Source organism: Synechocystis salina LEGE 00031 (genome assembly GCF_015207985.1).
GTDB classification, from domain to species: Bacteria; Cyanobacteriota; Cyanobacteriia; order Cyanobacteriales; family Microcystaceae; genus Synechocystis; species Synechocystis salina.
Window position 1 is genome coordinate 1 of record NZ_JADEVV010000054.1, and the last position, 26522, is coordinate 26522.

Consider the following 26522-nt stretch of genomic DNA (forward strand, 5'->3'; position numbering starts at 1 on the left):
AGTCCTTGGCCTGCTGAATTTCTTCTGGGGTCATAGATTTTTCCTGTTTTTCTTATTTTTACAGCAATTTTCTCTACTCACATCACTAAGCATTTATACTCAGGGCAAAAGTGGGATGCTCCCATTTTTTAGTCCCGTACCGAGCCTAGCTGACAATGGCCAATTGGGAGCCAAATTCGGTTTTATTCACCTCAATTCGTTGTTGGAAAGCCTCCTTAAACTGGGGCATATGGGTGACAGTTAAAATACAAGCAAAGTCCGAAGCAATGGCCGTGATGGCGGCCACCAGGCGATCGCAACCGTCCGCATCTTGGGTACCAAAACCTTCGTCAATAATCAGTAATTGCAAAGCGGTACCAGAACGTTGAGCCAATAATTTGGCCAGGGCTAAACGGATAGAAAAATTAATCCGAAAAGCTTCCCCGCCGGAATAGGTTTCATAAGGCCTGGTACCTTGGGCATCGGCAATGAGAATATCCAGGGTATCAATCATTTTTGGTTTACGTTTAGTGCTGCTTTTGCCTTCTTTTTGGGTAACAAATTGAATATGATGTTGATTACCCGTTAACCGTGCCAAAATGTAATTGGTTTCCGCTTCTAACTGGGGTAAAATATTCTCAATCATCATTGCTTGAATGCCATTTTTACCAAAGGCTTTGCTCAACTCTTCGTGGATGCGAAACTGTTTTTGGGCTTGATTAAACTGCTGTTTTGTTTCTTCATATTCCCCCTGCAAAGTGTCAATTTGGATTAATAATTGCTCCAAACCCCCTTTTTTGGCCAGGAGATTATCCAACTGTTGCCTTCTTTGTCCTAATTCTTGCTCCAACAATTGAATTTGTTCCCCATGGTCTGCATATTGACGAATTTGTTCCTCCAACTGGGCCAATTCCCTCTGCCTTTCTCCTAAGGCCTGCTGGCGATCGCCAATGAGCTCTCGATATTCCTGGGCCCGTTGCACCAGAATGGGTAATTGTTGCCGAGCCTGCTCTAGTTCTTGGTGCCGTAATTGCCAAGACTGTTGACGACGCAATTCCCCCAACAATTGTTGATGGGTTTCGCTGTTGTAATTCAGTTGGGATAGGACGGCTTCTGCCTGTTGCCATTGTTGATGTAGGGGGGAACTGGTGCCCAAACTTTGTAATTGGGAACGTAATGCCAGCAATTTTTCCTCCAACCCAGGGCGATCGGCCATTAGTTGTTTATGCTTAGCTTGGGCTTCTCTAAACTTAGCGTGGCGGATTTCCCCTTTTCTCAGTTGATCCACCGTGGAACGGGCCAATGCGTGGGTTTGTTCGTCGTAGGCTAAGCTAGTCAATTCCTGCTCCAGAACAGCTAATTCCAGTTGGAGAGAGGCGGCAAAAGTCCCTTGGTTTAAGCTCAGTTCTAGGTCAGCGATTTGCTCATTTAAATCCACCAATCGCTCATGGTTTTCTCCACTTTTTTCTAATTCCGCCTCCATTTGCCCATAATGTTGTAGCAATTGTTCTAAATTGCTTAGACCATCGGCAATTTCTCTATATTCATTACGAAGAATGGCCAATTCTTGATCCGCCAGGGTAATTTGTTCCTTTAAGATCCAAATTTGATTGCGTAATTCTTGACATTGATGATCAGTTTTTTCGATTACCTGCTGGTGATAATGGCCATCTAAACCCTGTTCGCACAGGGGACAAGTTGCCCCAGGAATATCTAACAAACTCAGTTTTTGCTCTAATTCCCGTAACTGTTTTTCAAATAATCTTTGATTTTCCTGCAATCTTTCTTTGAAATGACCCCGTTCCTGGCCTTTTTCTTCTACCCGTTTAAGGTAAACCTGTTTATTTTTCAGCTGGGAAATTTCCTCGTCCAAAGCCTGAAAAGCTCTTCTTTGGTCGGGGATGGCGGCAATGGCTATCTGTAACTGTTTGGCGATCGCCTGCCGTTGCTCTAGTTGCGCCTGACACTGAGCCCTAGCCCGTTCTAAATCCGCTTGTAGGACAGAACGTCGTTGTAAAAGGGGGGCAACTTGGTGCTGGAGGTTATCAAGCTGACTTAGTTTTTGCTTAGCAGTTTTTAACTTACCTAACTCCACTTCAATGTCCTGCTGTTGAGCTAGAATAGGTTGTAATTCAGCCAGTTGTTTATCCAGATGCTCCAATCGCAGAAGCTGTTGCTCCGTTTGTCGTGCTAATTCATTCTCTTGGCGTTGTAACTGTTGCTCTAAATCTTGTCGTTGCTGTTGTAAATTTTGATATTGTTGAAAGTCTTTAGCTAATTCTGCTTCCTGGCTTTGTAGGTTTTGATAACGCTGAAAATTAGTTTGAATAACGGCTTCTTGTTCCAACAATAATTCTAGTTTTTGACATTGCTGAGCAATTTCCTCATTCTGGTTCTGTAACCTGGCAATTTCAGTGGTCAACTCCTGACATTGTCGTTCTTGCCATCCAGCTTGCTTTTGCCATTGTTGCCGTTGATTTTGACTAGTTTGTAGCTGTTGTAACTGCCATTGTGTCTGCTCTTGTTGAGCTTGAACCACTTTAATTTCTGCGGTTAATTTTTCTTGATTAGCTACCACATCCGGTCGCTGGTTCAAGTCCTGCTCCAATATTTGCAAGCGTTCATTGAGAATATTAATTTTACCCTTGGCTTCCTTGGAAATATCCTTCGCTCTAGTTGCCAGTAATTCATATTGGTCTAACTTTAATAAATCTGCCAGGATCTGTTTACGTTCACTGGGTTTGCGCAACATAAATTCATCGGCCCTTCCTTGGCGCAGATAGGCGGAATTAACAAAGGTTTCGTAATCTAATTTCAGCGTGGTGGTGATTTTTTCCTGGGTAGCCCTGAGTCCTTTAGCGGAAAGGGTGCGGAAATGATCGCCGCTTTTGATTTGAAATTCCGTTACACTACTGCGGCCGCGTTGGCGACTGCGAATAATTCGATAGGTTTGGTTATTACTAATAAATTCAAAATCTACCCTTACTTGATCGGTGCCATTGTGGAGCACATCATCCTCACTTTCGGCCCGACACTTACCCCAAATTGCCCAAGTAATGGCCTCCAACAAAGATGATTTGCCTGCTCCATTAGCCCCACAAATACAGGCTGTGTGTAGACCGCGGAAATCTAGACTAACATTTTGGTAACTGAGGAAATTTTTTAAAATTAACTGTTGGGGCACCATGGTCAATCATCCCCCATTGTCCAACTGAGAAAAAGAACGATTAATCCCAGTATGGCAAAACGCCCCACCATTGCTCCTTGATTAACAAAATATTCAGGCAAGCTGATCAACACCTTGGTAAAGATAGCGTTGGTTAACAGAAAAAATACCACTAACAAAACTAAACTCATCGGCTAATTAGTCAATTAATTATCAAGACTGACCAAATAATATTTGACTCCATAATTTTAACTAACTACATTGAAAAGATAAAACTTTTGCCTTTGTTTGGTTGCGCCCGGCTCCCTTAGCAGCATACAGGGCCTGATCAGCAATTTTGATTAAATCACTGGGATGATAATGCAACAGGGGCACAGTGGTGCCAATCCCTAAACTTATGGTGAGGTAACGGTTCGTAGGGGAATCAGCATGGGAAATTTTTGCCCCCGCTAGATAGTGGTGGATGCGTTGAGCCACAGTGTAAGCTCCCGGTTGATCGGTGTAGGGCAAAATCACGATAAACTCTTCACCTCCGTAGCGAGCTAGGACATCGGAAGGGCGCTTCAAAGAATTTTGAATGATTTTAGCTACACTTTGGAGGCATTTGTCCCCCATTTGATGACCATAAAGATCATTATAGTTTTTGAAATAATCTACGTCACATAAAATTAGAGAAATGGGAGATTTTTGCCGCAAACATTGCCGCCATTCCTGTTCTAAATAGCTAGTGAAATAACGGCGATTGGGAATTTGGGTTAGTTCATCGTAAATAGCTAAATGTTTGAGTTGTTGGTTGACTTGCTCTAGCTGTTGTTTGGCAAATTCCAACTCCATGGTGCGCTCCTTCACCCTAATTTCCAAGGTTTGGGAATAATTTTTGATAGTTTCATAATATTGGGCAGTGCGGATAGCGGCCGCCACCTGGCCAGTAACGGTGGAAAAAAGATTCAAATCACTGGAATCGAAGTGCTTGGCCTGGTAGTGGGCTAAACCAAGGACGCCAATAATTGAATTTTGGACCGTCAGAGAACAGCAAAGCAAAGAACGAATTCTAGAAGGCTGATTGAGGTAGTCTGGATCCTTTTGAATATCATCAATTACCTCTACTTGATGGAATTTTAAGACCCGCTCAACAATTTTTTCAATTGCTTTAAAGTCCCGTAATGAGTCTTCCGTTTTATACAAAAATGGAGCTAGACTATCTTGGCTTTGGTCATAAAGGTATAAAAATATTTCATCGACACTGATAACCTGACGAATCTGGGCTCTAATTACTTCGATTAGCTCATGCAACCCAGTACAGGTGGCCATGGCATTAGCAAATTGTGAAAGAAAAACCACTTCTTCATATTTTTGTAGAGCATCCTTGGCCAACTGCTTTTTTTCATACTCCGTTTGCACAATGTAACCCACCACAGCGGCGATCGCCTCGGCGGAATGGGGCGCAAGGTCACCGGTTACGGTGCCCAAACAAATCTGATGGGCATAAATATCAGCCTTGGCCTGGGAACCCTGGGCATTGCCCCAAAGACAACGGCCCTCAGTATCAATAATGGCAAAGTTTTTGCCGATGGAATCGCCTAGCCGTTGGAGGAGGGTTTTGACGTCTGGCTTTTTTAATACTTTTTGAAAGGAAAAGTTTTGCATGGACCTTTTGTTTGACAAGCCATCCACCGACAGATGGTGATTGATGCACCACTGGATTTTTGATTAAAGCTCTAACCCTTTGCTCTTCCCCAAGTATTATTTTTTATTTAAAATTTTCGTTGGCTCAAAAGATGAAAATATTTAAAAAAAGTCTTTAAATAACTTAGTAAGGTAGAACAATAGTTAGGGCAACAGCCTTCATACCTGTTAACTATAGCCTACTCTTCAAATTCAATCATTGACAGCCAGGGCACCACTGTTCCATCAACGGCCCTCACTAAGGATTGATCGTGCCCTAATGGCGATCGCCGAGTAAAATTTAGCTCGCCTTTTCTGAACTACTCTCTGGAGTTTTGCTTTCTTCTAGTTCTGCCTTAATTTGCACTGACTTTTCGAGATTTTGAGCTTCCCGCTTCAGTTCCGTTTCAAACTCTTTGGACGCTTCCTGGAATCCCCGCAGGGCCTTGCCCAAACTGCGCCCTACTTCCGGTAATTTTTTGGGGCCAAACACCAACAGGGCGATAACAAAGATTAAACCTAGTTCGGGTAAGCCAATGCCGAAGATATTCATAGGACTGGGTGCGATTACAGGGAGAGAAAGATTCCTTTAACCGACTGTAGCAGAGCTTTGTCCCCCACAGAAACCCAAGGGGATGAAAGGCCCATAACCAAGGTCAATGCCATGGCATTAGCCGAGGGCAGTATCCCCCGTGCCCTGGAACATTAACCAAGATAGGAAAAAGTTGCTAACAAAAATGGCCAATAGGGATGTGACCACAGCAGTGGTGGTGGATTCCCCCACTCCCTTAGCCCCCCCAGTGGTGGTTAAGCCCCAACTACAACCGATAATGGCGATGATAATGCCAAATACCAAAGATTTGAACAAACAGGCAAACACATCCCATAGCTGGGTAAAATTTTGCACAGAGTTTAAAAAAATAGTTGGATTAATGGCATAAAGGCTAGAGGAAATCACCAATCCCCCCGCCATGCCCACAAACAGAGATAATCCAGTCAAAATGGGCAACATCAACCCACAGGCAATTACCCTGGGCACCACCAAATAATCAATCGGATCTGTCCTGAGCATATAGAGGGCATCCAACTGTTCTGTTACTCGCATGGTGCCAATTTCCGCCGCAAAGGCCGAACCCACCCGCCCGGCAATCACCACCGCGGTCAAGACCGGGGCCAATTCCCTGGTTAACGATAGGGATAAAACTCCACCAATGGTCGTGGTGGCTCCATAGTAAATAAATTCCCTAGCCACTTGAATAGTAAAAACCATGCCCACAAAACCCGCCGTGATCAAGGCGATCGCCATGGATTCTGGGCCGACCATATTCATTTGTTCCAGGGTATTGCGCCGGTTAATCCGCCCCTGCAAAATGTGCAAAAAAACCTGGCCGGTTAAAAAAAAGGCCGCGACCAAACGCTGGAACCAAAGACTGAGGGAGTGGCGAGAGCGTCGATCCGACATACTTCACTGCAATGATTATGAACTGGGGCATCTGGGGCCCACACCGGTATTCCAATAGCTAGGCTAGGGGAGAAATATTCTGCCCCGACCTCACCGATTTTCTACCCGGAACCGTTCCACGGAGGTTAACAGATCCCGGGAAATGGAGACCAGGGTTTGCAAAGATCCCGCCACCCGTTGGGATTCCTGGGACGTTTCCTGGGCGGTCAGCTCAATGGACTGCATGACGTTGGACACCGCCCCGGAATTCTCCTGTTGTTTGACGGTGTCGGCGGTAATGGAACGCACCAACGTGTTAATCCGGTTAGACACCTCAATAATATCCTCCAGGGCTCGTTTGGACTGCTCCGACTTGTCAGTCACGTCGATTACCTGTTGGATGCCCTCTTCCATGGCAGTCATTACAGAGCCGGTTTCACTTTGGATCTGCAAAACAATCTGCTCAATTTCCTTCAACGACTTAGCAGAACGATCCGCCAACTGCCGCACCTCATCCGCAACGATGGCAAAGCCTCGCCCTGCTTCCCCCGCCCGGGCCGCCTGGATAGAAGCGTTTAAAGCTAGCAGGTTAGTCCGGGAGGCAATTTGGGAAATAACCGCCACAATTTTGGAAATTTCCTGGGATGCTTCCGCTAAACGTTTTACCTTGCGGGCAGTTTCCGACACCGTTTCCCGAATTTGTAGGATGCCCCCCACCGTTCTTTCCACCGCTTCCCCACCTTTGAGAGCGGTTAAAGATGAAGTATGGGCCACTTCCTCCGCTTCCCGGGCATTTTCTGCCACCCGTTCAATGGATTCTGTCATTAACTGAACAGAGTTGAGGGTGACGGCCAATTCCTCTGCCATCCGTAGAGCATCGCTGGAGTTATTACGAGCAAACGACTCACTGTCTTTACAGTTATTGTTCACCTGCTTGGCGGCATTTTTTACCTGCAAGACAATTTCCCGTAGATTTTGGATAGTCAGGTTAAAGGCATCGGCCACCGCCCCCAGCTCATCCGCCGTTACTTCTGCTTGTACGGTCAAATCTCCCCGGGAAGCCCCCTCCACATCGTCCAGGAGCCGAATTACTTGGCGTTGCAATTTCTCCCGCACTTTTTCGGTGGTGGCAGCCCGTTCCTGGGCTTCACTAGTGGCAGTAAGAATAACCTGGGAAATATAGTTGAACCGCTGGGTCAAAGCCCCCAATTCGTCCTCCGATCGCACCTTGGCCCGGACATTGAAATTTCCTTCGTAGATGGATTCAAACTGATTTTGCAGGTCGTCAATAATGCTCTTAATCTGTTGCATCAGGAGTCGATTGATCAAAAAGACCCCGATCGCCGTGGCGATGGCTGTGAGGAGGGCGAGGTTGAGGAGGGAAGCTTTACCCGGTTCTTTCTCTGGGGCCTGGCCCTCTGCGGGAGCTCCTTCCGCCGGAGCTTCGGTGGTGGTTTCCCCTGGAGGAGCCGGCACATTTTGAGGTGCTCCCCCCAGCCCCACTATGCTACCCAATACCAACACAACGAACCCGGAAAATACACCGGAGGCGATCGCCATGTAAATTTGCTTTTTAAACAGGGAAGCATTGGTGAACCAACCGAGAAAACCCGCATCTACTTCGCTGGTGGGGCGGTCATTAAAGGGACTAGTGGCGCTGGATAAATCCCCGGTGGCGGCCCCCTCTGGTTTTAACCAAGTGGCCATGCCCGGTTGGGGGGCATTACCTCCATGGTCCACTGCATCACCGCCTTGGGTGTCATTGACCCGGTCCACAGGGCTCATATCCAGACCGGTGGTTTGGGTAAAGAGGGAAGAATCGGGCAACTCTGGGGCAATGTCCGTCAGGTTAAAATCGGACAACTCATCGTCAACCCCTTCCTCAAACGCATCAAAGCTCGGTAAGTTGTTGCCAGCGCCATAATTGCCAGAGGTGGGGGTAGGGGCCGCAGCCAAGGCTTCAGGATCGTCTAAACCTAGGGCTTCACTCCAGTCGCCCCCATCCCAAGCTTGATATTGGGGATGTTCGGTGCCCTCTGTCCCGCCAATGCCCGCCGCCGAGACATCCGCCGCCAAATCAGCAAAATCCGCTATCCCTTCACCGAAAGCCGGTGGCACCACAAAGGTAGATTCACCGGTTTGGGGCATCATGGTCTGTTCATCGTCCGAGTCCAGGTCATCGGTAAAAGCTTCCGGACTCCAATCTAGGTTTTCAATTTCGTAACTCCTGGCCCCACTGGTGCTAAAAGAACCGGATCCAGAGCTACGGCCAAAGGGACGATCCATGCCAGGATTGGTGGGGGTAGGTACACTACCCAAGGTGGGCTCACCAAAATCCTCCTCGGTGAATATTCCCGTTTCCCAGGCCATGGAGCGATCAACGGAATCAACCTCACTTTGCCAATCCTGGCCAAAGGAGTCCTTCGCTCCGTTGCCCCCCGGCCCCTCCTCTTTGATTTGCCCCAGGGCCTGGTTAGCACAGTCGATTAAATCCTGGCGATCGGAAAGCCGGATTACCCCCTGATAAGCTTGGTGGGCTAGGGCGTATTGTTCCAGGCCGACATAGATGTGTCCCCGGAGCAATAGCACATTGGGATCTTCAGGAAAATCAGCGGCCAATTGTTCAATGTGGGAAGAAGCTTCTTGATAATTCCCCTGTCCATAGGCGGCGTAGGCCAACCCATAAAGCTGCGAAAAATTGGTTTCTGTTGCCATTTTGCCGGTTTCCTCAGTCGGATTTTAGGTGGGCCAAGGTGAATAAAATTGATCGCCTCAGCCGGATATATCAAGTTGCCCAGCGGGCGGATCGGAGTAGCGCCACATGGTCTAGAAGGCGCAAAATTTGGGGGGGAGAAGACGGGGCACCGTCAGCGGGAATCTGCCACTCTCCCTGGACGTAGGGGGCAATGTGATCCGGCACATCGTTGGCCGGCTGAAGATTGTCCGTATCCAACCATTCCATATTACCGAGGGAGTCGATCGCCAAACCCAAAAGTGTTTCTTGATCTTCCACCGCAATGACGGGAATTTCCGCCCGGTCAGTGTTGAGATTGGCATTATTCCCCAGAAAACGACCCAGGTCTGCTACCCAAATGACCTGACCCCGGAGGTTAATAGTTCCTAACAATAGGGGCGAAGCGTTGGGGATGGGGGTAATGCGGTCTGGTTCCTGTTGCATCACTTCCCGAATGGAAACCGCTGGCAGGGCAAATTCTTCCCGGGAGGGCAAATAAAACCTGAGATGAAGCTCCCCTTCCAGGGCCTGCAGTTCCTGAAACGCCGGATCCAATTCCTGCTTGCCATCAATGAAAATATCAGCGGGATTAGAACTAACCATAGATTTCCCTACCTAAGACCCTGAACAACCATAACCCAAGTCTCATAAAATCCCCACAATTAATTGCGCAGGAGTTGTTTAATGGTGCCCACCAATTCCATCGGCTGAAAGGGTTTGGCTATATAGGCGTCGGCCCCCTGACGCATGCCCCAAAAACGATCAAATTCCTCCCCCTTAGAGGAACACATAATCACCGGCACATTTTTTGTTTTCGGATCGGATTTGATGCGCCGACAAACCTCATAACCGTTCATGCGGGGCATAACAATATCCAGCACCACCAGGTCCGGACTAAAACTCTGCAATTTTTCTAAGGCCTCTACCCCATCACAGGCGATGGTGACCTGCCAGCCATGGTCTTTGAGGATGCCAGATATCATCTCGCGCTGACTAGAGCTGTCTTCAACCAGCAAAACTGCGTTCATAAAAGTCCTTTCTGCTTGGCATTGCAAACCTGGATCCGAAGCAAATTGGCGAATCCTGCCTGGTTTATTTTCCATCATAGTCGCTCCCTTAACAATTCAGTCAGTATTATTTTTTGCTGGGGAGCCCATTGGTGTTGACAATTTACCGCAAAATTGTCGGTGGTGTAACAGGGGATGGGGATAGGGACTGGGGACAATGGTCAACGGATCATGATTTTTTACAGTAGGATTCAACTAATGAAATTAGTTCTTGTTGGGTAAAGGGCTTAGTCAGATAGTCTGTGGCCCCGGCCATCCGGGCTAGGAGTCGGTCAAGGTATGCTTCCTTGCCGGTGAGCATAATGATCGGAGTGGTCCGTAGACGCTGGGAATGGCGGATCATGCGACAGATTTCATAGCCATCTAGGTGGGGCATGGTGATGTCGCAGAGGATCAAGTCGGGTTGCAGAGTCAATAGGGTGGTCATGGCCTGCAGGGGATCTTGGAGCACCACCACTTCACAGTTTGGGTTTTGACTGGTCAAAAAAAGTTCAATTTGTTTACCGATGGCATAGTCGTCGTCAAGGCAAACAACTTTATGAATGGTGTGGTCTGTCAAGGTTTCCCAGGCTGGATCCGCCCCAGCGTGGGATTCATGGGCTGGAAATATTTCGATCGCCCCCGATTCGATGTAGGGGTAGAGGCCATGGGCAATGGCGGGCAGATTTTTTTGTAGGTAGCGGGAGATCTGCCGTAGGGGGATGGCCCCATCCGTCCAACTACGGAAATGCTGGGCAAATTTGGCCGGTATTTTGTTGGCTAATGCCGGATCCTTGGCGATCGCCACTGGTTGGTCGGGGGACTGGATGCGGAGATATAACTGCTTCCAAGCTTGGATTTGCTGCCCCGCCTGGGCCAATAGGGGAGTGACGGGAAAGGAAGTGAGGGCAGGCTCTAGGGCGGAACCTAAGGCGAAGACAAAATTTCCCTGGCGTAAACTCAGCACATCAAACAACACCTCCTGCACCATGCCCAAAACAATGCGGTGGGCTTGGACGGGGGTAAGAATATTTTTGGAAAGTAATTGCCACAAACAGGCGTATTCAGGAATATGGTTCAGGGCCAGGCTTTCTAGTTCCATTTCCCCCAGGGGAATAGCAATGCCATGGTGGCGGAGATAGTCTTGGAGGCGGAGCAACTGGCCACAGTCTTGGTCGGCGGCATAGACCAACTTGCCGTCCACAAAGAAGAGAAACCAGTAGCCTACTTTGTCGGGCAAAATCCGACCACGACCCTGATGGGGATGAACCTCAACGAAAAGTTCTCCCGTCCGCTGGCCCAATGCAATGAGCCGCAGGATACTCCGGAGATCAATTTCGTTCAGGGTTCCCTGCATGGCGTTTTCACAAGATTGATGTGTATATCTTATCGAACTTGCCGCAAGCTTACTCACCAACCAACGCTGGGGCTTTCCCCCCTTTTTGCCATGCCTCCAAGGGGCCCTGGAATTTGACCTGAGCCCGGAGTCCAATGGGGGGGTTAAAACATTTCGTCAATTAAATTTTGGTAGGTTTGGGTGACCACCGGTCGCTTGAGCTTCAAAGTTTGGGTCATCATGCCGTTTTCCAGGGAAAATGGTGCCGGGACAAAACGAAAATCCTTAATTTGGTCATCGGCTCGATACCCAGGGCGATCGCGCACTTCCCGTTGCAACTCCGACCGCATTAACCCCACCACTTGGGGGTCATACAAACCGCTGGCTTCCATGGCTTCATTACTGGCCGATGGTTCCGGCAGGGTGATTTGCAAATTTTTAGTCTCAGCCCACTTTTGCAACGCATCAAAGTTGGGCACAATCAAAGCCCCCAAGAATTTTTGATCCTGTCCCACTAACATAATTTGGTCGATGTAGGCACTGCGTAAACAGGCATCTTCAATGGGTTGGGGTTCAATGTTTTCCCCGTTACTGAGCACAATGGTGTCCTTGGCCCGACCGGTAAGAATCAAATCGTTTTGGGGCGTTACCCAGCCTAAATCACCGCTGTCGAACCAGCCCTCTGGGTCTAACACTTTGGCGGTGGCCTCCGGTTTGTTGTAATAGCCCTGCATCACTTGGGGCCCTCGGATCAAAACTAGTCCCTGGGTTTCGGGAGGCAAGTCCCGTTTAGTTTCCGGATCAACGATGCGGATTTCCGTTAGGGGCACAGGGCGGCCGGAGGAGTAACGTAGATTGTGTTTATGCACCCTGGCATTGGTAACGGGGGCCGTTTCCGTTAAGCCATAGCCCACCAGGACGGGGATACTAGTGATTTCGTAAAAATCGTCTAAATGTCTGGCCAGGGCTCCCCCCCCAGAAATGAGGGTTTCCAGTCTGCCTCCGGCGGCCTGCCGGACTTTGTGATAGACAATTTTGTCCCCCAAGTGGTGCAGAGGACTAAGCACCAGGGCTCGGCAACGGGCCACCCATCGGGCGATCGCCGAAGCGTGGAGATGATTCAAACTGAGGTTATGGGCAATGCGTTTGGCGAGAATATATTGGTGGGAAACGCCGAAAAAGAAATTAATTAGCTTTTGTTGCCCAGGGGATTTTTCTCGGAAGGTTTTTTGCACCCCTTCATAGAGGGATTCCCATAACCGGGGCACCCCGACAATATGATGGGGTTTAATCTGCTTCACATCATTTTTGAAATGGCGAATGCTGGTGTAGTTCAACGTACAGCCCCGGGAGAGAAAGAAATACTCGGCGCTTCTTTCGAGGGAATGCCAACAGGGCAAAATACTCAACACCTGATCCCCAGGGCGGGGAATAATGACTGAACCCAATTCCCGTACTTGGTGCAACAAATTGCCGTGGCTGAGCATGACCCCTTTGGGTTGCCCGGTGGTGCCGGAGGTGTAGATTAGGGTAGCCAAATCCTCTTCTTGGCGGGGGACTGGGGTGGGGGTTTTGCCTTCTCCCTGGGCCATGACTTGGGCAAAGTTATATTGGGGAATGGCGCTGTCCTGGTCCACCGCTTCGTCGGAAAGGAGGACAATTAGGTTCAAATCAACCTTTTCGCTGTCCAGGGCTAGTTTGCTCAGGGTTTGCCGATTTTCCACAATCAGGGTGCGGCTGTTGCTATCTGCCAGAATGTAGAGCAATTCCTGGCGATCGGCTTGGGCAGAACGGACGGCGTTGACTGCCCCGGCCAGCATACTACCTTGGTCAGCGATGAACCAACGGGGACTATTGTCGGCGAAAATAGCTAGGTGTTGATGGGGAGTAACCCCCAGATCCTGTAGGCCAGTCGCAAAGGTCTGGATTTTGTCCCGCAATTGGGCGTAGGTCAGGGCCACGGGGGGATCACTGTGGCGATCATTAAGGGCCACAATGTCGGCAAAATTTTCCCCAGTGATGGCCCAGGTGTCCGCCAGGGAGTGGATGGAGTTGTAGTTAATTGGCGCAACCATGATCAGATAGAAACAAGGGAGAAATCTTTATTTTTAAGGCTAGAGAGGCTAAAGAACGACAGTTTAAATCTATTCAATGTATTTGACCTTGATTTTCCGCATTGGGCCCACTTTTACAGCAATATGTTGACAGTTTATACCCAGTCTGACCAAGCTTTATCCTGGATAGAACGCCATGGTCATTGTCCACCGGCATTTGTCTGTGTGTTGGGCTTTACGGACACGGGGTTAATCCCCGGTATTTCCGCCGCCGGCAAAACCCCCGCTGATCGAAAGTTTACGGCGATCGCCGATGCAGAATTTTTAATTAGGGGCACTACCGCAGGGGCAACCTATCCCTTACCTCCCCTCATTTCTGGGGTTTCCCCTGTGTTCATCACTAAAGCGTTGGTGGATGCCCTCGGCACACCGGTGTATTTGTTTAACTCCGGTTTACCCGTCCCTCCCTCCGTAGCCGCCATTGATCTGGGAGGGCAACCGGCCCGCTGTCTCTCCACAGGGCAGGCCCTATCGTTGGGGACAGTGGAGCATCTTTTTCGGCAGGGTTTACAGTGGGGCGAAAAGTTAGCCCAGGAGCATACCGACAGTTACTTAGTACTGAGTGAATGCGTGGTGGGGGGGACTACCACCGCCCTAGGAGTATTGTTGGGGTTGGGCATCGCTGCCGGGGGTAAAGTAAATAGCAGCCATCCCCATTGCAATCATCAACAAAAATTAGCTCTGGTACGCCAGGGGTTGAACCATTGTTCCCCCAATCAAGATCCAATGGCTGTGGTGGCTGCCGTTGGGGATCCGATGCAAATCGTGGTGGCTGGGATGGCGATCGCCGCTAGCCATAGTACGGGGGTGATGTTGGCGGGGGGAACCCAAATGTTGGCAGTGTATGCCTTGATCCAAGCCCTAGCTCAGCAAAGGGATCTGAGGGTGGATTTTTCCCGCCTGGTGGTGGGCACAACCAAATGGGTCTGTGAAGATACCAGTGGTGATACGGTGGGTCTGGCCAATTTGCTTTCTCCGGTGGTTTTGTTAGCTCCCCAACTCAGTTTTGCTTCTTCCCTTTATCCCCAACTGCGAGTCTATGAACAGGGCTTTGTCAAAGAAGGGGTGGGGGCCGGGGCCATGGCGATCGCCGCCCAGCTTTATAAAAATTGGGATCAGGACCAGTTGCTAGAACTAATTGAGAATTTAATTGCCCGGGAATTGGGACAGGGCCTGGAGATCCCCCAACAATGACGGTGATTATTGCGGGGGAAAGAAGTGGTGCCGGTAAAACCACCATTACCTTGGCCATTTTGGCCTATTTGGCCCAACAAAAACTAACCGTGCAGTCCTTCAAAGTGGGGCCCGACTACATTGACCCCATGTTCCATAGCCAAATTACCGGGCGACCCTGCCGTAACCTTGATCCCTTTTTAACTTCCGAAGGTTATGTCAAAGATTGTTTCCACTACCACAGCCAAGGCACTCCCTACAGTTTGATTGAAGGGGTAATGGGACTATTTGACGGCGTGCCCTACCAAGGCATGGGGGATTATGCTTCTACTGCCCACATTGCCAGATTATTGAAGTTGCCCGTAATTTTTGTGGTAGATTGCCAGCGTTTATCTGGCTCCATTGCTGCCATTGTCCAGGGTTATCGCCATTGGCAACCAGAGATTGCCTTAGCCGGGATAATTTTGAATCGAGTAGCAAGCGATCGCCACTTAGAATTACTCAAAATTGCCTTGGCACCCTTGGATATTCCCATTCTGGGGGTATTTTTCCGTCAGCAGCATTTAACTTTGCCCGATCGCCATTTGGGGTTGGTGCCCTGTGGCGAGTTGCCGCAAATTCAGCAATATTTTGACCAATTAGCCCATTTGGCCGCTCAGCAATTGGATTGGCCTAAGCTTATCCCCTTACTAAAAACTCCAACCAACATACTCCCCCCCACTAATTTATTTAACATTCCCATCCAAAACCCCCAGGCTCGGTTGGCGATCGCCCAGGATCAGGCGTTTAACTTTTACTACGCCGATAACTTGGATCTACTCAACCACTGCGGCTTTGAACTCATTCCCTTTAGCCCCCTAGAAGATAATAAACTTCCTCCGGCGATCGATGGAATTTACCTGGGCGGTGGTTTTCCTGAGCTGTTTGCGGAACCCCTCAGCCGTAATCAGTCGTTAAAAAATCAGTTCAAGCAACTAATTAACCAAGGGTTACCCGTATATGGGGAATGCGGCGGTTTAATGTATCTCAGCCAAGCCATTACGGACTTTACCGGGCAAACTTTTCCCATGTTGGATATTCTCCCCACCGCCGTCACCATGGGGGGCAAACTCAGTCTCGGATATCGCCAAGCCCAGGTGGTCAATTCCCACAGTTGGTTGTGGCCAACAGAACCCCTGCGGGGCCATGAATTTCACCGTTCCCAGATGACGAAACTCCCTGGCCAAGCTCTCTACCGCCAGCGGGGGCTCCTGGCCATTGACCAGGGGACAATGGATGGCTGGTGTTTGGGCCCTGTTCAGGCTTCCTATCTCCACCTCCATTGGGGCAATCAAATTTCCCCGGTGGAAAAATTTTTAGCTACTTGCCTTGCCTTTCAAAAAAAGTTGAGCTAACTTGGGAGGAGTCCACCCTTTAAGTCAGTACCATTAAGGAATACAGGAGGTGATGCCCATGGTAGAAAGTAGTATGTGCATGGGTCGTTTGGTTGAAGTTAGCCGGCTGTGTGCCGGGGCCGTTCTTTAGAGTAACTATTCCCCACAACCCGAATTAGCTACATTTAAAGTTCCTTCCGGCAGTCAGGTTTCAACCGAACTGACCCCCTAGACCGCTCTCCCGAATCGCTGCAATCCAGCCTTTGGGGGAGCGGATAGTTTTTTGGTGGGAAATTAGATTATTGTGGGGGGCTTTGGTCGGTCGATTCACGATTCCAGTCGTAGCAACTGCCCGTTATTGTTATCGGTTAAAACATAAACATGGCCATCGGGGCCTTGGCGAATATCCCTCACCCTGTCGCCGATGGCAATAGTGGTTTCGCTAATAATTTCGTTATTTTCCCCAACCCGTAAATGGCGAATGCCCCTGTCCACTAACCCGCCAGCAAAAATGGTGCCTTGCCAATTGGGATGGCGATCGCCACGATAAATGGCTAAACCGGAAGGGGCAATGGCCGGAGTCCAAACCTGGAGGGGATCTACCATATCAGGGCGAGATGTGACGGGGGCAACGGGCTGACCCGTACTGTATTCCTTGCTGAAGGACACCACTGGCCAACCGTAATTTTCTCCCTTTTGAATTAGATTCAGTTCATCCCCGCCCCTAGAACCATGCTCCGTAGCCCAGACCTGTTGGGTAATGGGATCATAGGCCATGCCTTGGATATTGCGATGGCCATAACTCCAAATTTCCGGGGCCGCCTCGGGACTATCTACAAAGGGATTATCGGCGGGTATGGTGCCATCATCATTGATGCGAATTACCTTGCCGAGGTGACTAGCCAGGTTTTGGGCCTGTTGGCGGATAAAGTCTCCCTCCAGTTGCACAGGGGGATTGCCGCCATCACCAATGGAAACTAGCAGGGTTTCGTCCGGCAACCAAGTTAACCGGGAGCCAAAATGCTGACCGCCGGATTTGGTTTGTCCCACTTCAAAAATGACTTGCCAATCCGTCAGTTTTTCTCCGTCAAAAACCGCCCTGGCTACCCTGGTGCGATTAGCCTGCTGAGTACCGTGGGAGTAGGTGAAATAGACGAAGCGATTTTCTGCAAAACGGGGGTGCAGGGCAATGTCCAGTAAACCTCCCTGTTGGGAAGCAAATAGTTGTTGGGCAGAGACGGTGGCAACTTCTTCTACCCCGCCGATCGCCTCTGGATCTAAGACACCATTACGGACAATGCGGAGTCGCCCCGGTCTTTCGGTGATTAAAATGTCGCCATTGGGTAACCAAGCCATACCCCAGGGATGTTCCAAGCCGCTGATTATCGGCACAGCTTTAATTTCTTTTTGGGGAGTTTGGGCCACCTCCATCGAATTAGTCGGCCTGGGGGAAGTTTGACCTGCTTCAGTGTTTACAAGATCAGCTTGGGAAAATACTCCACAGCTTGAGAGGGCAATGCCACTGGCCAGGGGGAGGGTAAGCTTGAACAGAAATGGAATAAACATAGGGCCGATTAATCGCGTTCCTTTCTACAGCTTTATTTGGCTTGGAAGGCTAGTCAAGGGAAGAAACTTGGTTATAATTTACAGCACAACGCCTCAAGCAAGTTAATTATATCAATGACTCCGACAACATCAATAGATTGGATTAGTATTGCAAACGAAAGGGCAAAAGATGCAAACGTAATGAAAATAGAAAGAGGTAAATCAGCTGGTAGCGTTTACATGGCGGGATACGCCCTTGAATGTAGTCTTAAGGCTTTACTACAAAGTAAAGGAATAAAATTTCCAAGGCGGGGACAGGAAGGCCATAATTTACGGAGGCTTTGGGAAATGTCTGGATTTAAATGCTCAGATCTTGCTGACAAAACAGGTGCCAAGACATTTTTTGTAGAAGAATGGAACACATCCCTACGCTATGAATTAACCTGCAATAGTAGTCTTTCAATCGTTGAATTAGTAGATGGCGCAAGGCAATTAACAGGGTGGATACAAAGTCAAATTCGTCGCACTAATCGGAGAGGAAAATGAATTATTTAACCATTAGAGAACACATTCAAAAAAACATGATAAAAGCAACTTTAGAGGTTGCCGATTTGCGAGTTCAACCTGATTCTTTTTCGGGTTGGCGTATTGCTATTGTTTCTTCTGATTTTGAAGGTAAATCCCATGAAGAACGTAAAAAAATCGCCTTAGATGGACTTGAAAATCTAACTGTTCAATGGTTAGATATGTTAACCCCAGAGGAACAAGAATGGGCCGGTTCACTTCCTATTGATTCTTCCCTTGATGATCTACCATTGTGGCCCGAAGCCCTTGCTCGGCCTAGTAATCCGGAGAACATTCTATTTCCGTCTGATTTAGATGAAGATCTTGAACGACCCATCGTAGCGACATTTTATTCCCTTCGGGGCGGTGTTGGTCGCTCAACGGCCCTTGCCTATACCGCTCAAATTCTTGCCAGTCGGGGTAAAAGAATTTTTTGCATCGATATGGATTTGGAAGCCCCTGGCTTAGCGGCCTTATTTGGAAAGGAAGATGAGATCAAGGAGAATCAAGGTTTAGTCTCTCTTTTGTTAAGTTTGGACCAAGGAGAAAGACCAGACATTCGCCATCATATTTTGAAGGTTTCTGAGACGGATGAACTTTATTGTCTTCCCGCCGGTTTACCCAATGCGAACTATGCACGTCTGTTGAATTTTATTGATCTGGATGCTTGGTATCGTGAAGACAAAAACCCCCTACGGGAACTCATTCAGCTACTGAGCAGCGATGTGACCTTTAAGCCCGATGTCATTCTTCTGGATGCTCGCACTGGAATCACGCCTTTGAATGGGCCATTACTGTTCGATTTAGCAGATCTGGCGATTATTGTCTTTTTTCCCCATCCCCAGTCCCAACGGGGGACAGAAGCTCTTATCCATGCCCTACTGGCGGCTAAATCTCGACGCACTGAGCAAAGACTAACCCCAGAGCCAAGGTTTATTGTTTCTCCCGTACCAGCTAGTAAGGCCCCCGAAGTTATAGAAAGATACCAACATCGAGCTATTGAGTGGATAGGAGATTGGTTATCAGTTTTAGGCGAAAGAAGATCTGCCTTAGAACCCATTCAGGAGACAGACATAACACATTTTGTTCCTTACCGAGAGGAAATTGCGACCTCAGATCAGATACTATCTAGTCGAGAAACTTGGCGTGATTATGAGGCGGTTGCCGAATGGCTAGAACGTTTTCTGCCAACGGATAATGAGCAAAGGCTAAACGTTAATTTATCTGATACAAAAGAAAAAATTCTGGAAGAGTTGAATTTTTCAGCGGGAACGGCAGAATATCAAGAGAGATTTCTGGAGACTTTTGTTGAAACAGATCTAGTTAATGTGGCATTACGACCCCAAATACCGCTCGTGCTTGGACGTAAAGGCACTGGTAAAACTGCTATTTTTCGTCGTTTACTCGAAGGTTCCCCTTCAAACTCCTTTGTTGTTTTATCACCCAGTCCTCTTAAAGGAGGTAGAGCATGGCTAATCAGTCCTGAAGGATTTAAAGCTGTTGAGAAAGCTCTACAAGAAACCAAGAAAAGTTGGCGTGAATTTTGGTTACTACAAACATGTCTAGCTTGCTATTGGTCTTGGCAAGGAAACAGACCTCAACCAAATGCACGCTTAATCGCCATAGCCGAAATAGCCCCCACTACTGAACTGGAAGTGATTCACTGTATTCAAAGCTTGCTTCATATTGACTCTGTTGGTTTACTGGCAAGGGATTGGCTAGTGCATTTTGATCGTGATACGCCATCCGAGAAGCTACTTTTATTAGATGGATTAGACACCGGTTTCGGCAATACTTCATTAGATCGAGAGAGACGAATTAGGGCAATTGAAGGCTTACTTTCATTAATTACTGATTTGGGTGATGATCTCCAGAAACTCAAATTTAAGGTTTTATTGAGGGAAGATATTTGGCGAGGTTTAAGTTTTGATAATAAAAGCCATTTTTTTGGGCGTTCAGTGACGCTTGCTTGGCCAAACAAAGCGGATTTCTTTAGAGTTTTAATTGAACAAGTCTTTCAATCAAAAGGTTTCCAATCCCTTGTGAAATCCACTGAAGAGGGAAGATTGTTATTAAGTAACGATCACCTTAGTGACACACAAGTAATTGAAAGTTGGAATCTTTTAGTTGGGGAGCGCATGAAAGGCGGAAAATCAGCATTTACTCGGAATTGGGTCTGGAACCGACTTGCCGATGGCGGCAAAAATCATAATCCGCGGACTCTCTTACAACTTTTTGTCCAAGCTAAAGACTGGGAAAATCGAGAGCAAAAACAAAACCCCTATTGGAAAACGATTATCAGACCTAGGGCCTTGACTGCGTCCCTGGAGAAAGTGTCAATGGAAGCATTAAATGCCTTAATCCAAGAAGAATTTTCTGAACTTCAAGACTTGATTGATGCTTTAAGAACTATCGGTCGATCACCCTTTAAAGCAACGGAAGTTACTGGATTTGAGGAAGAGTTGGGCCTTGCCAGGGAAGTGGGCTTGTTGTCTGTTTATGAGGGAACCGAAAAAGAAATTGAACGTTACAAAGTCCCAGACCTTTATCTTTCAGGTATTGGTATGACGAGGATGGGGCAAGCCTAATTTTCTACTTCGGGATATTCGTTCTTCTGTATTAATCGGACAACTTTGATCATTTGGATCGACATCATATAAACAGGGAAAAATTTGTCCCCCCACTGGGAAACGTCAAGGAACCCTGAGCAAAAATCTAAAAAAACTTAATAGATTCATTAAGCGGGCTGTCTCAATCAAGGTTATGACCGCTACAATTCAAAAACCGGGGAATGCCCTGCCATAGAGGTCTTCGCCCCCTCATCCCAAACTTTTGTACGGTTACCAGTCCTATGAACAGTTCTCACCTCGCCCCCCAAGTCCAAGGTCTTTACGATCCACAAAATGAACATGATGCCTGTGGGGTGGGTTTTATTGTGCAGATGAAGGGCAAAGTTTCCCACGACATTGTGGAGCAGGGCCTACAAATGTTGGTTAATTTGGAGCACCGGGGAGCCTGTGGCTGTGAGCCAAACACGGGGGATGGGGCCGGTATTTTAATCCAAGTTCCCCACAAGTTTATCCAAAAAGTAGCTGGGGCTGAGGGGATTACTATTCCCGCTCCAGGGCAGTATGCAGTGGGCAATATTTACGGCTCCCCCGATCCGTTGGCCAGGGCCGAAGCTCGGCAAAAATTCAATGACATTGTCACCCAAGAGGGTTTGCAGGTTTTAGGCTGGCGAGACATTCCCACCCATAACGAGCCCCTGGGGGATACCGCCAAGGGCAGTGAACCTTTTATGCAACAGGTTTACATTGGTCGGCCGGAAGGCTTGACCGATGACTTGGATTTTGAGCGCAAACTATACGTCATTCGTAAGTTGACCCACGGGGCCATCCGATCACAAAAGATTGATAGTCATTGGTATGTGGCTAGTTTGTCTGCCCGCACTTTGGTTTATAAAGGCATGTTGACCACCGCCCAAGTGGGACAGTATTACCCTGAACTCCATGACCCGGAGATGGAAAGTGCTCTGGCCCTGGTCCATTCCCGGTTTAGTACCAATACCTTTCCCAGTTGGGAGCGCTCCCACCCCTACCGCTACATTGCCCATAACGGCGAAATCAATACCATGCGGGGCAACGTCAATTGGATGCAAGCCCGTCAGGCCCTGTTTGAATCGTCCCTATTCGGGGAGGACATGGCTAAAGTCCAGCCGGTGATCAATATCGATGGCAGTGATTCCACCATTTTTGACAATGCGTTGGAACTACTATATCTGGCCGGCCGCTCCCTGCCCCATGCGGTGATGATGATGATTCCGGAGCCTTGGAGTGCCCACGAGTCCATGAGCGGGGAGAAGAAAGCATTCTATAAATACCATTCCTGCTTAATGGAGCCTTGGGACGGCCCGGCCTCCATTGCCTTCACCAACGGCAAAATGATGGGGGCAGTGTTGGACCGTAATGGTCTGCGGCCTTCCCGTTATTACGTTACCAAGGATGATCTGGTGATTATGGCTTCGGAAGCGGGAGTATTGCCCATTGAGCCGGAGCGGGTGGCCAAAAAAGGACGGCTACAACCAGGGCGGATGTTCTTGGTAGATATGGAGCAGGGGCGCATCATTGCCGACGAAGAAATTAAACAGAATATTGTCAGTCAGCATCCCTACGGTGAATGGTTGACGGCTAACCTAAAGTCTCTGGATCAATTACCTGTTCCCGGCAATGTCCCCGGCACCGATGCGGAAAGCTTACGCCAGCGGCAAATGGCCTTTGGTTACACCTTTGAGGAGTTGCGTATTCTGATGGCTCCCATGGGTCGGGACGGAGTGGAGGCGATCGGTTCCATGGGGGCAGATACTCCCCTGGCGGTGCTGTCCGATAAGCCCAAGCTGCTTTACAACTATTTCCAACAGTTATTTGCCCAGGTGACCAATCCCCCCATCGATTCCATTCGAGAGGAAATTATTACTTCGGCGGAAACCACCATTGGCGGTGAAGGTAATCTGCTCGACCCCCGGCCAGAAAGTTGTCGTTTGATTGAATTGAAAACGCCGATTCTGACCAACGAAGATTTGGCCAAGCTCAAAGCTCTCGATAACGATGAATTTAAATCCGTTACCCTAGACATTCTGTTTGACCCCAACCAAGGGGAAACTGGACTAAAAACTGCTTTAGATGACTTATTTGCCAAAGCGGACCAGGCGATCGCCGGAGGGGTCAATTTAATTATTCTCAGTGACCGGGACGTTGCGGCGGAAAAAGCGGCAATTCCGGCCCTCCTAGCGGTATCAGGGTTACATCACCATCTAATCCGTAATGGTTCCCGTACCAAAGTGGGGTTAGTGCTCGAATCTGGGGAACCGAGGGAAGTGCATCATTTTGCCGTACTGCTGGGCTACGGTTGTGGAGCCATTAATCCCTATTTAGCCTTTGAAACTTTAGACGGCATGATCGCCGAAGGTTTACTGGCTAATGTAGACCATAAAACTGCTTGCAAAAACTACATCAAAGCCGCCACCAAGGGGGTAATTAAAGTAGCTTCTAAAATTGGCATTTCCACCATCCAAAGTTACCGGGGTGCCCAAATTTTTGAGGCCGTTGGCTTAAATCAGTCGGTCATTGACAAATATTTCTGTCGTACTTCTTCCCGTATTCAAGGATCGGATCTCGGGATAATTGCCCAGGAAGCCATTCTGCGTCACCAACACGCCTTTGCTACCCGCCCCGGCGATCGCCATACCCTGGATGTGGGCGGTGAATACCAGTGGCGTAAGGATGGGGAAGAGCATTTATTTAGTCCCCAAACCATTCATTTGCTCCAACGGGCCGTGCGGGAAGGTAACTATGATCTTTATAAACAGTACGCCGCTTTAGTTAACGAACAAAACCAAAAGTTCTTTACTCTGCGGGGCTTACTGGACTTCCAAGACCGTGAACCCATTCCCCTAGAAGAAGTGGAGCCGGTGGAAGCAATTATGAAACGCTTTAAAACCGGGGCCATGAGCTACGGTTCTATTTCCAAAGAAGCCCATGAATCCTTGGCGATCGCCATGAATCGCATTGGCGGTAAGTCCAACACTGGAGAAGGGGGGGAAGACCCAGAACGATTTACCTGGACCAATGACCAGGGGGATTCCAAAAATAGTGCCATTAAACAGGTGGCTTCCGGTCGCTTTGGGGTCACCAGTTTGTACCTCTCCCAAGCCAAGGAAATTCAGATCAAAATGGCCCAGGGGGCTAAGCCGGGGGAAGGGGGCCAGCTACCAGGCAAAAAGGTCTATCCCTGGATCGCCAAAGTGCGCCACTCTACCCCTGGGGTTGGTTTAATTTCCCCGCCGCCCCACCACGACATCTACTCCATTGAGGATCTGGCGGAGTTAATCCATGACCTGAAAAATGCCAACCGGGAAGCCCGCATTAACGTCAAGCTGGTGTCTGAGGTTGGTGTTGGTACCATTGCCGCTGGGGTAGCCAAGGCCCATGCCGATGTGGTCTTAGTTTCCGGTTACGATGGTGGCACCGGGGCCTCTCCCCAAACTTCCATCAAACATGCCGGTTTGCCCTGGGAATTGGGCCTAGCGGAAACCCATCAAACCCTGGTATTAAATAATCTCCGTTCCCGCATTGTGGTGGAAACCGATGGGCAAATGAAAACCGGTCGGGACGTGGCGATCGCCGCCTTGTTGGGAGCAGAAGAGTTTGGTTTTTCCACTGCGCCGTTGGTGTCCCTGGGGTGCATTATGATGCGGGCTTGTCATTTAAATACCTGTCCTGTGGGTATTGCCACCCAAAACCCGGAACTGCGGGCTAAATATACCGGCGACCCGGCCCATGCGGTGAATTTTATGACTTTCATTGCTACGGAACTGCGGGAAATCATGGCACAACTCGGTTTCCGCACTATTAACGAAATGGTAGGGCACACGGAAATCCTGGAGCCTAAAAAAGCGGTGGACCACTGGAAAGCTAAAGGCATCGACCTTTCTCCCCTACTGCATCAGCCTGACGTGGCCCCGGAAGTGGGACGTTATTGTCAAATTCCCCAGGACCACGGTCTCCAGCACTCCCTTGATATGACCCAACTGCTGGACCTCTGTCAACCGGCGATCGCCAAGGGCGAAAAAGTTAAAGCCACTTTACCCATTACCAACATCAACCGCGTGGTGGGCACCATTGTGGGCAACGAAGTCACCAAACGCCATTGGGAAGGCCTACCGGAAAATACGATCCATCTCCATTTCCAAGGCAGTGCGGGGCAGAGCTTCGGCGCTTTTGTTCCCAAGGGTATGACTTTGGAACTGGAAGGGGATGCCAATGACTACGTCGGCAAAGGTCTCAGCGGTGGCAAAATTATTGTCTATCCTCCCCAGGGTTCCAGCTTTATTGCAGCGGAGAACATTATTGCAGGGAACGTCTGTCTCTACGGCGCAACGGGGGGCGAAGCCTACATTTCCGGCATGGTCGGAGAACGCTTCTGTGTTCGTAACTCCGGTGTCAATACGGTGGTGGAAGCGGTGGGCGATCACGGCTGCGAATATATGACTGGCGGGAAAGTGGTTGTCCTCGGTAAAACAGGACGAAACTTTGCGGCGGGCATGAGTGGTGGTGTGGCCTACATCTTTGACGAAACGGTTGATTTTGCCACCCGTTGTAACCAAGCTATGGTTGCTTTGGAAACTTTGGAAGATCCTGAAGAAATCAAGGATCTGCAAGAGTTAATTCAAAACCATGTTAACTACACCAATAGCGCCAAAGCTAAAGCTGTCCTAGCAGATTGGGAAGTCAATATTGCCAAGTTTGTTAAGGTGATGCCCCGGGATTATAAACGGGTACTGCAAGCGATTAAAAATGCGCTTGAGGCTGGTTTGAGCGGCGATGATGCCCTGAATGCGGCGTTTGAGCAAAATGCTAAGGACGTGGCTCGCATTGGGGGTAGTTAGGTTATCGGGCATTGGTATTAGGAGGGATATAACGGCTAGTTAATCTCTCCTTTTCTAATCCTTAGCTACAATTTATGTGTGGGTTTCGTTGGAATTCAGAGAAGAACGAATGGCTCAAACAAAATCGTCAAGTTTCCTTTGAACAAATTGTTAAAGCTATTCAGGATGACGATGTTCTTGCGGATTTTGAAAATTCTAACAAGGACAGATACCCAAATCAGTATATGCTGATCGTCAAGATTGAGAACTACGTTTATTGTGTTCCTTATACGGCGGATTCTATGACGAGGTGGTACAATGAGGGACAAATATTCAGGGGAGTTCATCGAAAAGTAAAATGCCAGCTCTATCAGTTGATCTAAGAGAAAGGATAGTCAAGACCTATGAAGGTGGTGGAACCTCAATTAGAAAAGTAGCAGAGCAGTTTCAAGTAAGCAAAACGACCGTTCAGGATTTGCTTAAATTGAAACGAGAAACGGGACAAGTTTGTCCAAAAGCTCCCAGTGGTGGTAAACCTAGTCAACTTATGGGAAAAGAAGAGCAGGCGATAGAAATGGTGACAGAATATCCCGATTATACCCTTTCAGAATACTGTGAGCTATGGCTAGAAAGAACTGGTATTAAAATTAGCGAATCTACCATGTGTCGATTCTTGCAGACACTGAGACTAACACGAAAAAAAAACAAAAAGGAACCGCAAAGCTAGCTCAGAAGAAGTTCAACAAGAAAGAAAGGAATATTGGCACTTAATTTTGAAAGAGAAGCCTGAAAATTTGGTATTTCTTGACGAAATGGGAATCTTACTTGGAATTATGGGGAGTGTCAAGGAATTTGTGTAAAGGGGAAATTAGAAAAGAAAAGAATTAGGGTGTTCAATAGCAAAACAAGCAAGAGCCGCCTTCCAATGCTGGATGGGCATAGTCCATTTGCGGCAAATACGTT

The 26522-nt window shown here is 48.4% G+C and carries 16 protein-coding genes and 1 pseudogene; 6 read left to right on the forward strand and 11 right to left on the reverse strand.

All coding sequences use genetic code 11. The features are described from left to right. Positions 1-145 precede the first annotated feature (145 nt). From sbcC to IQ217_RS15605, 10 genes are all read right to left on the reverse strand, one after another. A complete protein-coding gene (gene sbcC, locus IQ217_RS15560; RefSeq protein WP_190596698.1) occupies positions 146-3166 on the reverse strand; it encodes an exonuclease subunit SbcC in 3021 nt (1006 codons plus the stop codon). Between the two features lie 2 nt (positions 3167-3168). Next, positions 3169-3336 (reverse strand): hypothetical protein, encoded by a 168-nt coding sequence (locus IQ217_RS15565; protein WP_190596696.1) that lies wholly within the window; start codon positions 3334-3336, stop codon positions 3169-3171. 61 nt (positions 3337-3397) lie between these two features. Then, complete coding sequence (locus tag IQ217_RS15570; protein ID WP_194020649.1) at positions 3398-4792, reverse strand: sensor domain-containing diguanylate cyclase; 1395 nt, start codon at positions 4790-4792, stop codon at positions 3398-3400. 319 nt (positions 4793-5111) lie between these two features. Beyond that, positions 5112-5363, reverse strand: a complete 252-nt coding sequence (locus IQ217_RS15575; protein WP_190596692.1) for a TatA/E family twin arginine-targeting protein translocase — start codon at positions 5361-5363, stop codon at positions 5112-5114. A gap of 117 nt (positions 5364-5480) precedes the next feature. Continuing rightward, complete coding sequence (locus IQ217_RS15580; RefSeq protein ID WP_190596690.1) at positions 5481-6272, reverse strand: ABC transporter permease; 792 nt, start codon at positions 6270-6272, stop codon at positions 5481-5483. A gap of 90 nt (positions 6273-6362) precedes the next feature. After that, positions 6363-8966 (reverse strand): methyl-accepting chemotaxis protein, encoded by a 2604-nt coding sequence (locus IQ217_RS15585; protein WP_194020650.1) that lies wholly within the window; start codon positions 8964-8966, stop codon positions 6363-6365. A gap of 70 nt (positions 8967-9036) precedes the next feature. After that, positions 9037-9588 (reverse strand): chemotaxis protein CheW, encoded by a 552-nt coding sequence (locus IQ217_RS15590; RefSeq protein ID WP_190596687.1) that lies wholly within the window; start codon positions 9586-9588, stop codon positions 9037-9039. Positions 9589-9647: 59 nt separating this feature from the next. Further along, complete coding sequence (locus IQ217_RS15595) at positions 9648-10013, reverse strand: response regulator transcription factor (RefSeq protein WP_190596709.1); 366 nt, start codon at positions 10011-10013, stop codon at positions 9648-9650. A gap of 208 nt (positions 10014-10221) precedes the next feature. Continuing rightward, a complete protein-coding gene (locus tag IQ217_RS15600) occupies positions 10222-11388 on the reverse strand; it encodes a response regulator (protein WP_194020651.1) in 1167 nt (388 codons plus the stop codon). 143 nt (positions 11389-11531) lie between these two features. Continuing rightward, positions 11532-13442, reverse strand: coding sequence for an AMP-binding protein (locus tag IQ217_RS15605; protein ID WP_194020652.1), 1911 nt, complete (start codon positions 13440-13442; stop codon positions 11532-11534). 123 nt (positions 13443-13565) lie between these two features. Here IQ217_RS15605 and cobT point away from each other — a divergent pair, with 123 nt between their 5' ends. Both cobT and IQ217_RS15615 read left to right on the forward strand, forming a co-directional pair. After that, the gene (gene cobT / locus IQ217_RS15610; protein WP_194020653.1) at positions 13566-14675 is read left to right on the forward strand and encodes a nicotinate mononucleotide-dependent phosphoribosyltransferase CobT; all 1110 of its coding nucleotides are present in this window, start codon (positions 13566-13568) and stop codon (positions 14673-14675) included. Then, a pseudogene (locus IQ217_RS15615) lies at positions 14672-16120 on the forward strand (cobyrinate a,c-diamide synthase). The gene cobT and the pseudogene IQ217_RS15615 overlap by 4 nt, the downstream one beginning before the upstream one ends. Positions 16121-16354: 234 nt before the next feature. Here IQ217_RS15615 and IQ217_RS15620 read toward each other — a convergent pair. After that, a complete protein-coding gene (locus tag IQ217_RS15620) occupies positions 16355-17593 on the reverse strand; it encodes a PQQ-dependent sugar dehydrogenase (protein WP_194020655.1) in 1239 nt (412 codons plus the stop codon). Between the two features lie 36 nt (positions 17594-17629). Between IQ217_RS15620 and IQ217_RS15625 the strand changes: the two genes are divergently transcribed. The 4 genes from IQ217_RS15625 (at position 17630) to IQ217_RS15645 (ending at position 26286) form a co-directional block, all read left to right on the forward strand. Further along, the gene (locus IQ217_RS15625; RefSeq protein ID WP_228024176.1) at positions 17630-18118 is read left to right on the forward strand and encodes a HEPN domain-containing protein; all 489 of its coding nucleotides are present in this window, start codon (positions 17630-17632) and stop codon (positions 18116-18118) included. Beyond that, complete coding sequence (locus IQ217_RS15630; RefSeq protein ID WP_194020656.1) at positions 18115-20724, forward strand: P-loop ATPase, Sll1717 family; 2610 nt, start codon at positions 18115-18117, stop codon at positions 20722-20724. Before IQ217_RS15625 ends, IQ217_RS15630 begins: the two co-directional genes overlap by 4 nt. 263 nt (positions 20725-20987) lie before the next feature. Next, on the forward strand, positions 20988-25580 hold the full coding sequence (gene gltB / locus IQ217_RS15635; protein ID WP_476718276.1) for a glutamate synthase large subunit: 4593 nt from the start codon (positions 20988-20990) through the stop codon (positions 25578-25580). A gap of 337 nt (positions 25581-25917) precedes the next feature. Continuing rightward, positions 25918-26286: a helix-turn-helix domain-containing protein gene (locus IQ217_RS15645; protein ID WP_194020659.1), complete on the forward strand. Its 369-nt coding sequence runs from the start codon at positions 25918-25920 to the stop codon at positions 26284-26286. Positions 26287-26522: the final 236 nt, after the last annotated feature.

Excerpts from the sequence above, each read along its gene's own strand:
- sbcC (WP_190596698.1), bottom strand. The coding sequence starts at position 3,166 with ATGGTGCCCCAACAGTTAATTTTAAAAAATTTCCTCAGTTACCAAAAT.
- IQ217_RS15565 (WP_190596696.1), bottom strand. The coding sequence starts at position 3,336 with ATGAGTTTAGTTTTGTTAGTGGTATTTTTTCTGTTAACCAACGCTATC.
- IQ217_RS15570 (WP_194020649.1), bottom strand. The coding sequence starts at position 4,792 with ATGCAAAACTTTTCCTTTCAAAAAGTATTAAAAAAGCCAGACGTCAAA.
- IQ217_RS15575 (WP_190596692.1), bottom strand. The coding sequence starts at position 5,363 with ATGAATATCTTCGGCATTGGCTTACCCGAACTAGGTTTAATCTTTGTT.
- IQ217_RS15580 (WP_190596690.1), bottom strand. The coding sequence starts at position 6,272 with ATGTCGGATCGACGCTCTCGCCACTCCCTCAGTCTTTGGTTCCAGCGT.
- IQ217_RS15585 (WP_194020650.1), bottom strand. The coding sequence starts at position 8,966 with ATGGCAACAGAAACCAATTTTTCGCAGCTTTATGGGTTGGCCTACGCC.
- IQ217_RS15590 (WP_190596687.1), bottom strand. The coding sequence starts at position 9,588 with ATGGTTAGTTCTAATCCCGCTGATATTTTCATTGATGGCAAGCAGGAA.
- IQ217_RS15595 (WP_190596709.1), bottom strand. The coding sequence starts at position 10,013 with ATGAACGCAGTTTTGCTGGTTGAAGACAGCTCTAGTCAGCGCGAGATG.
- IQ217_RS15600 (WP_194020651.1), bottom strand. The coding sequence starts at position 11,388 with ATGCAGGGAACCCTGAACGAAATTGATCTCCGGAGTATCCTGCGGCTC.
- IQ217_RS15605 (WP_194020652.1), bottom strand. The coding sequence starts at position 13,442 with ATGGTTGCGCCAATTAACTACAACTCCATCCACTCCCTGGCGGACACC.
- cobT (WP_194020653.1), top strand. The coding sequence starts at position 13,566 with ATGTTGACAGTTTATACCCAGTCTGACCAAGCTTTATCCTGGATAGAA.
- IQ217_RS15620 (WP_194020655.1), bottom strand. The coding sequence starts at position 17,593 with ATGTTTATTCCATTTCTGTTCAAGCTTACCCTCCCCCTGGCCAGTGGC.
- IQ217_RS15630 (WP_194020656.1), top strand. The coding sequence starts at position 18,115 with ATGAATTATTTAACCATTAGAGAACACATTCAAAAAAACATGATAAAA.
- gltB (WP_476718276.1), top strand. The coding sequence starts at position 20,988 with ATGAACAGTTCTCACCTCGCCCCCCAAGTCCAAGGTCTTTACGATCCA.
- IQ217_RS15645 (WP_194020659.1), top strand. The coding sequence starts at position 25,918 with ATGCCAGCTCTATCAGTTGATCTAAGAGAAAGGATAGTCAAGACCTAT.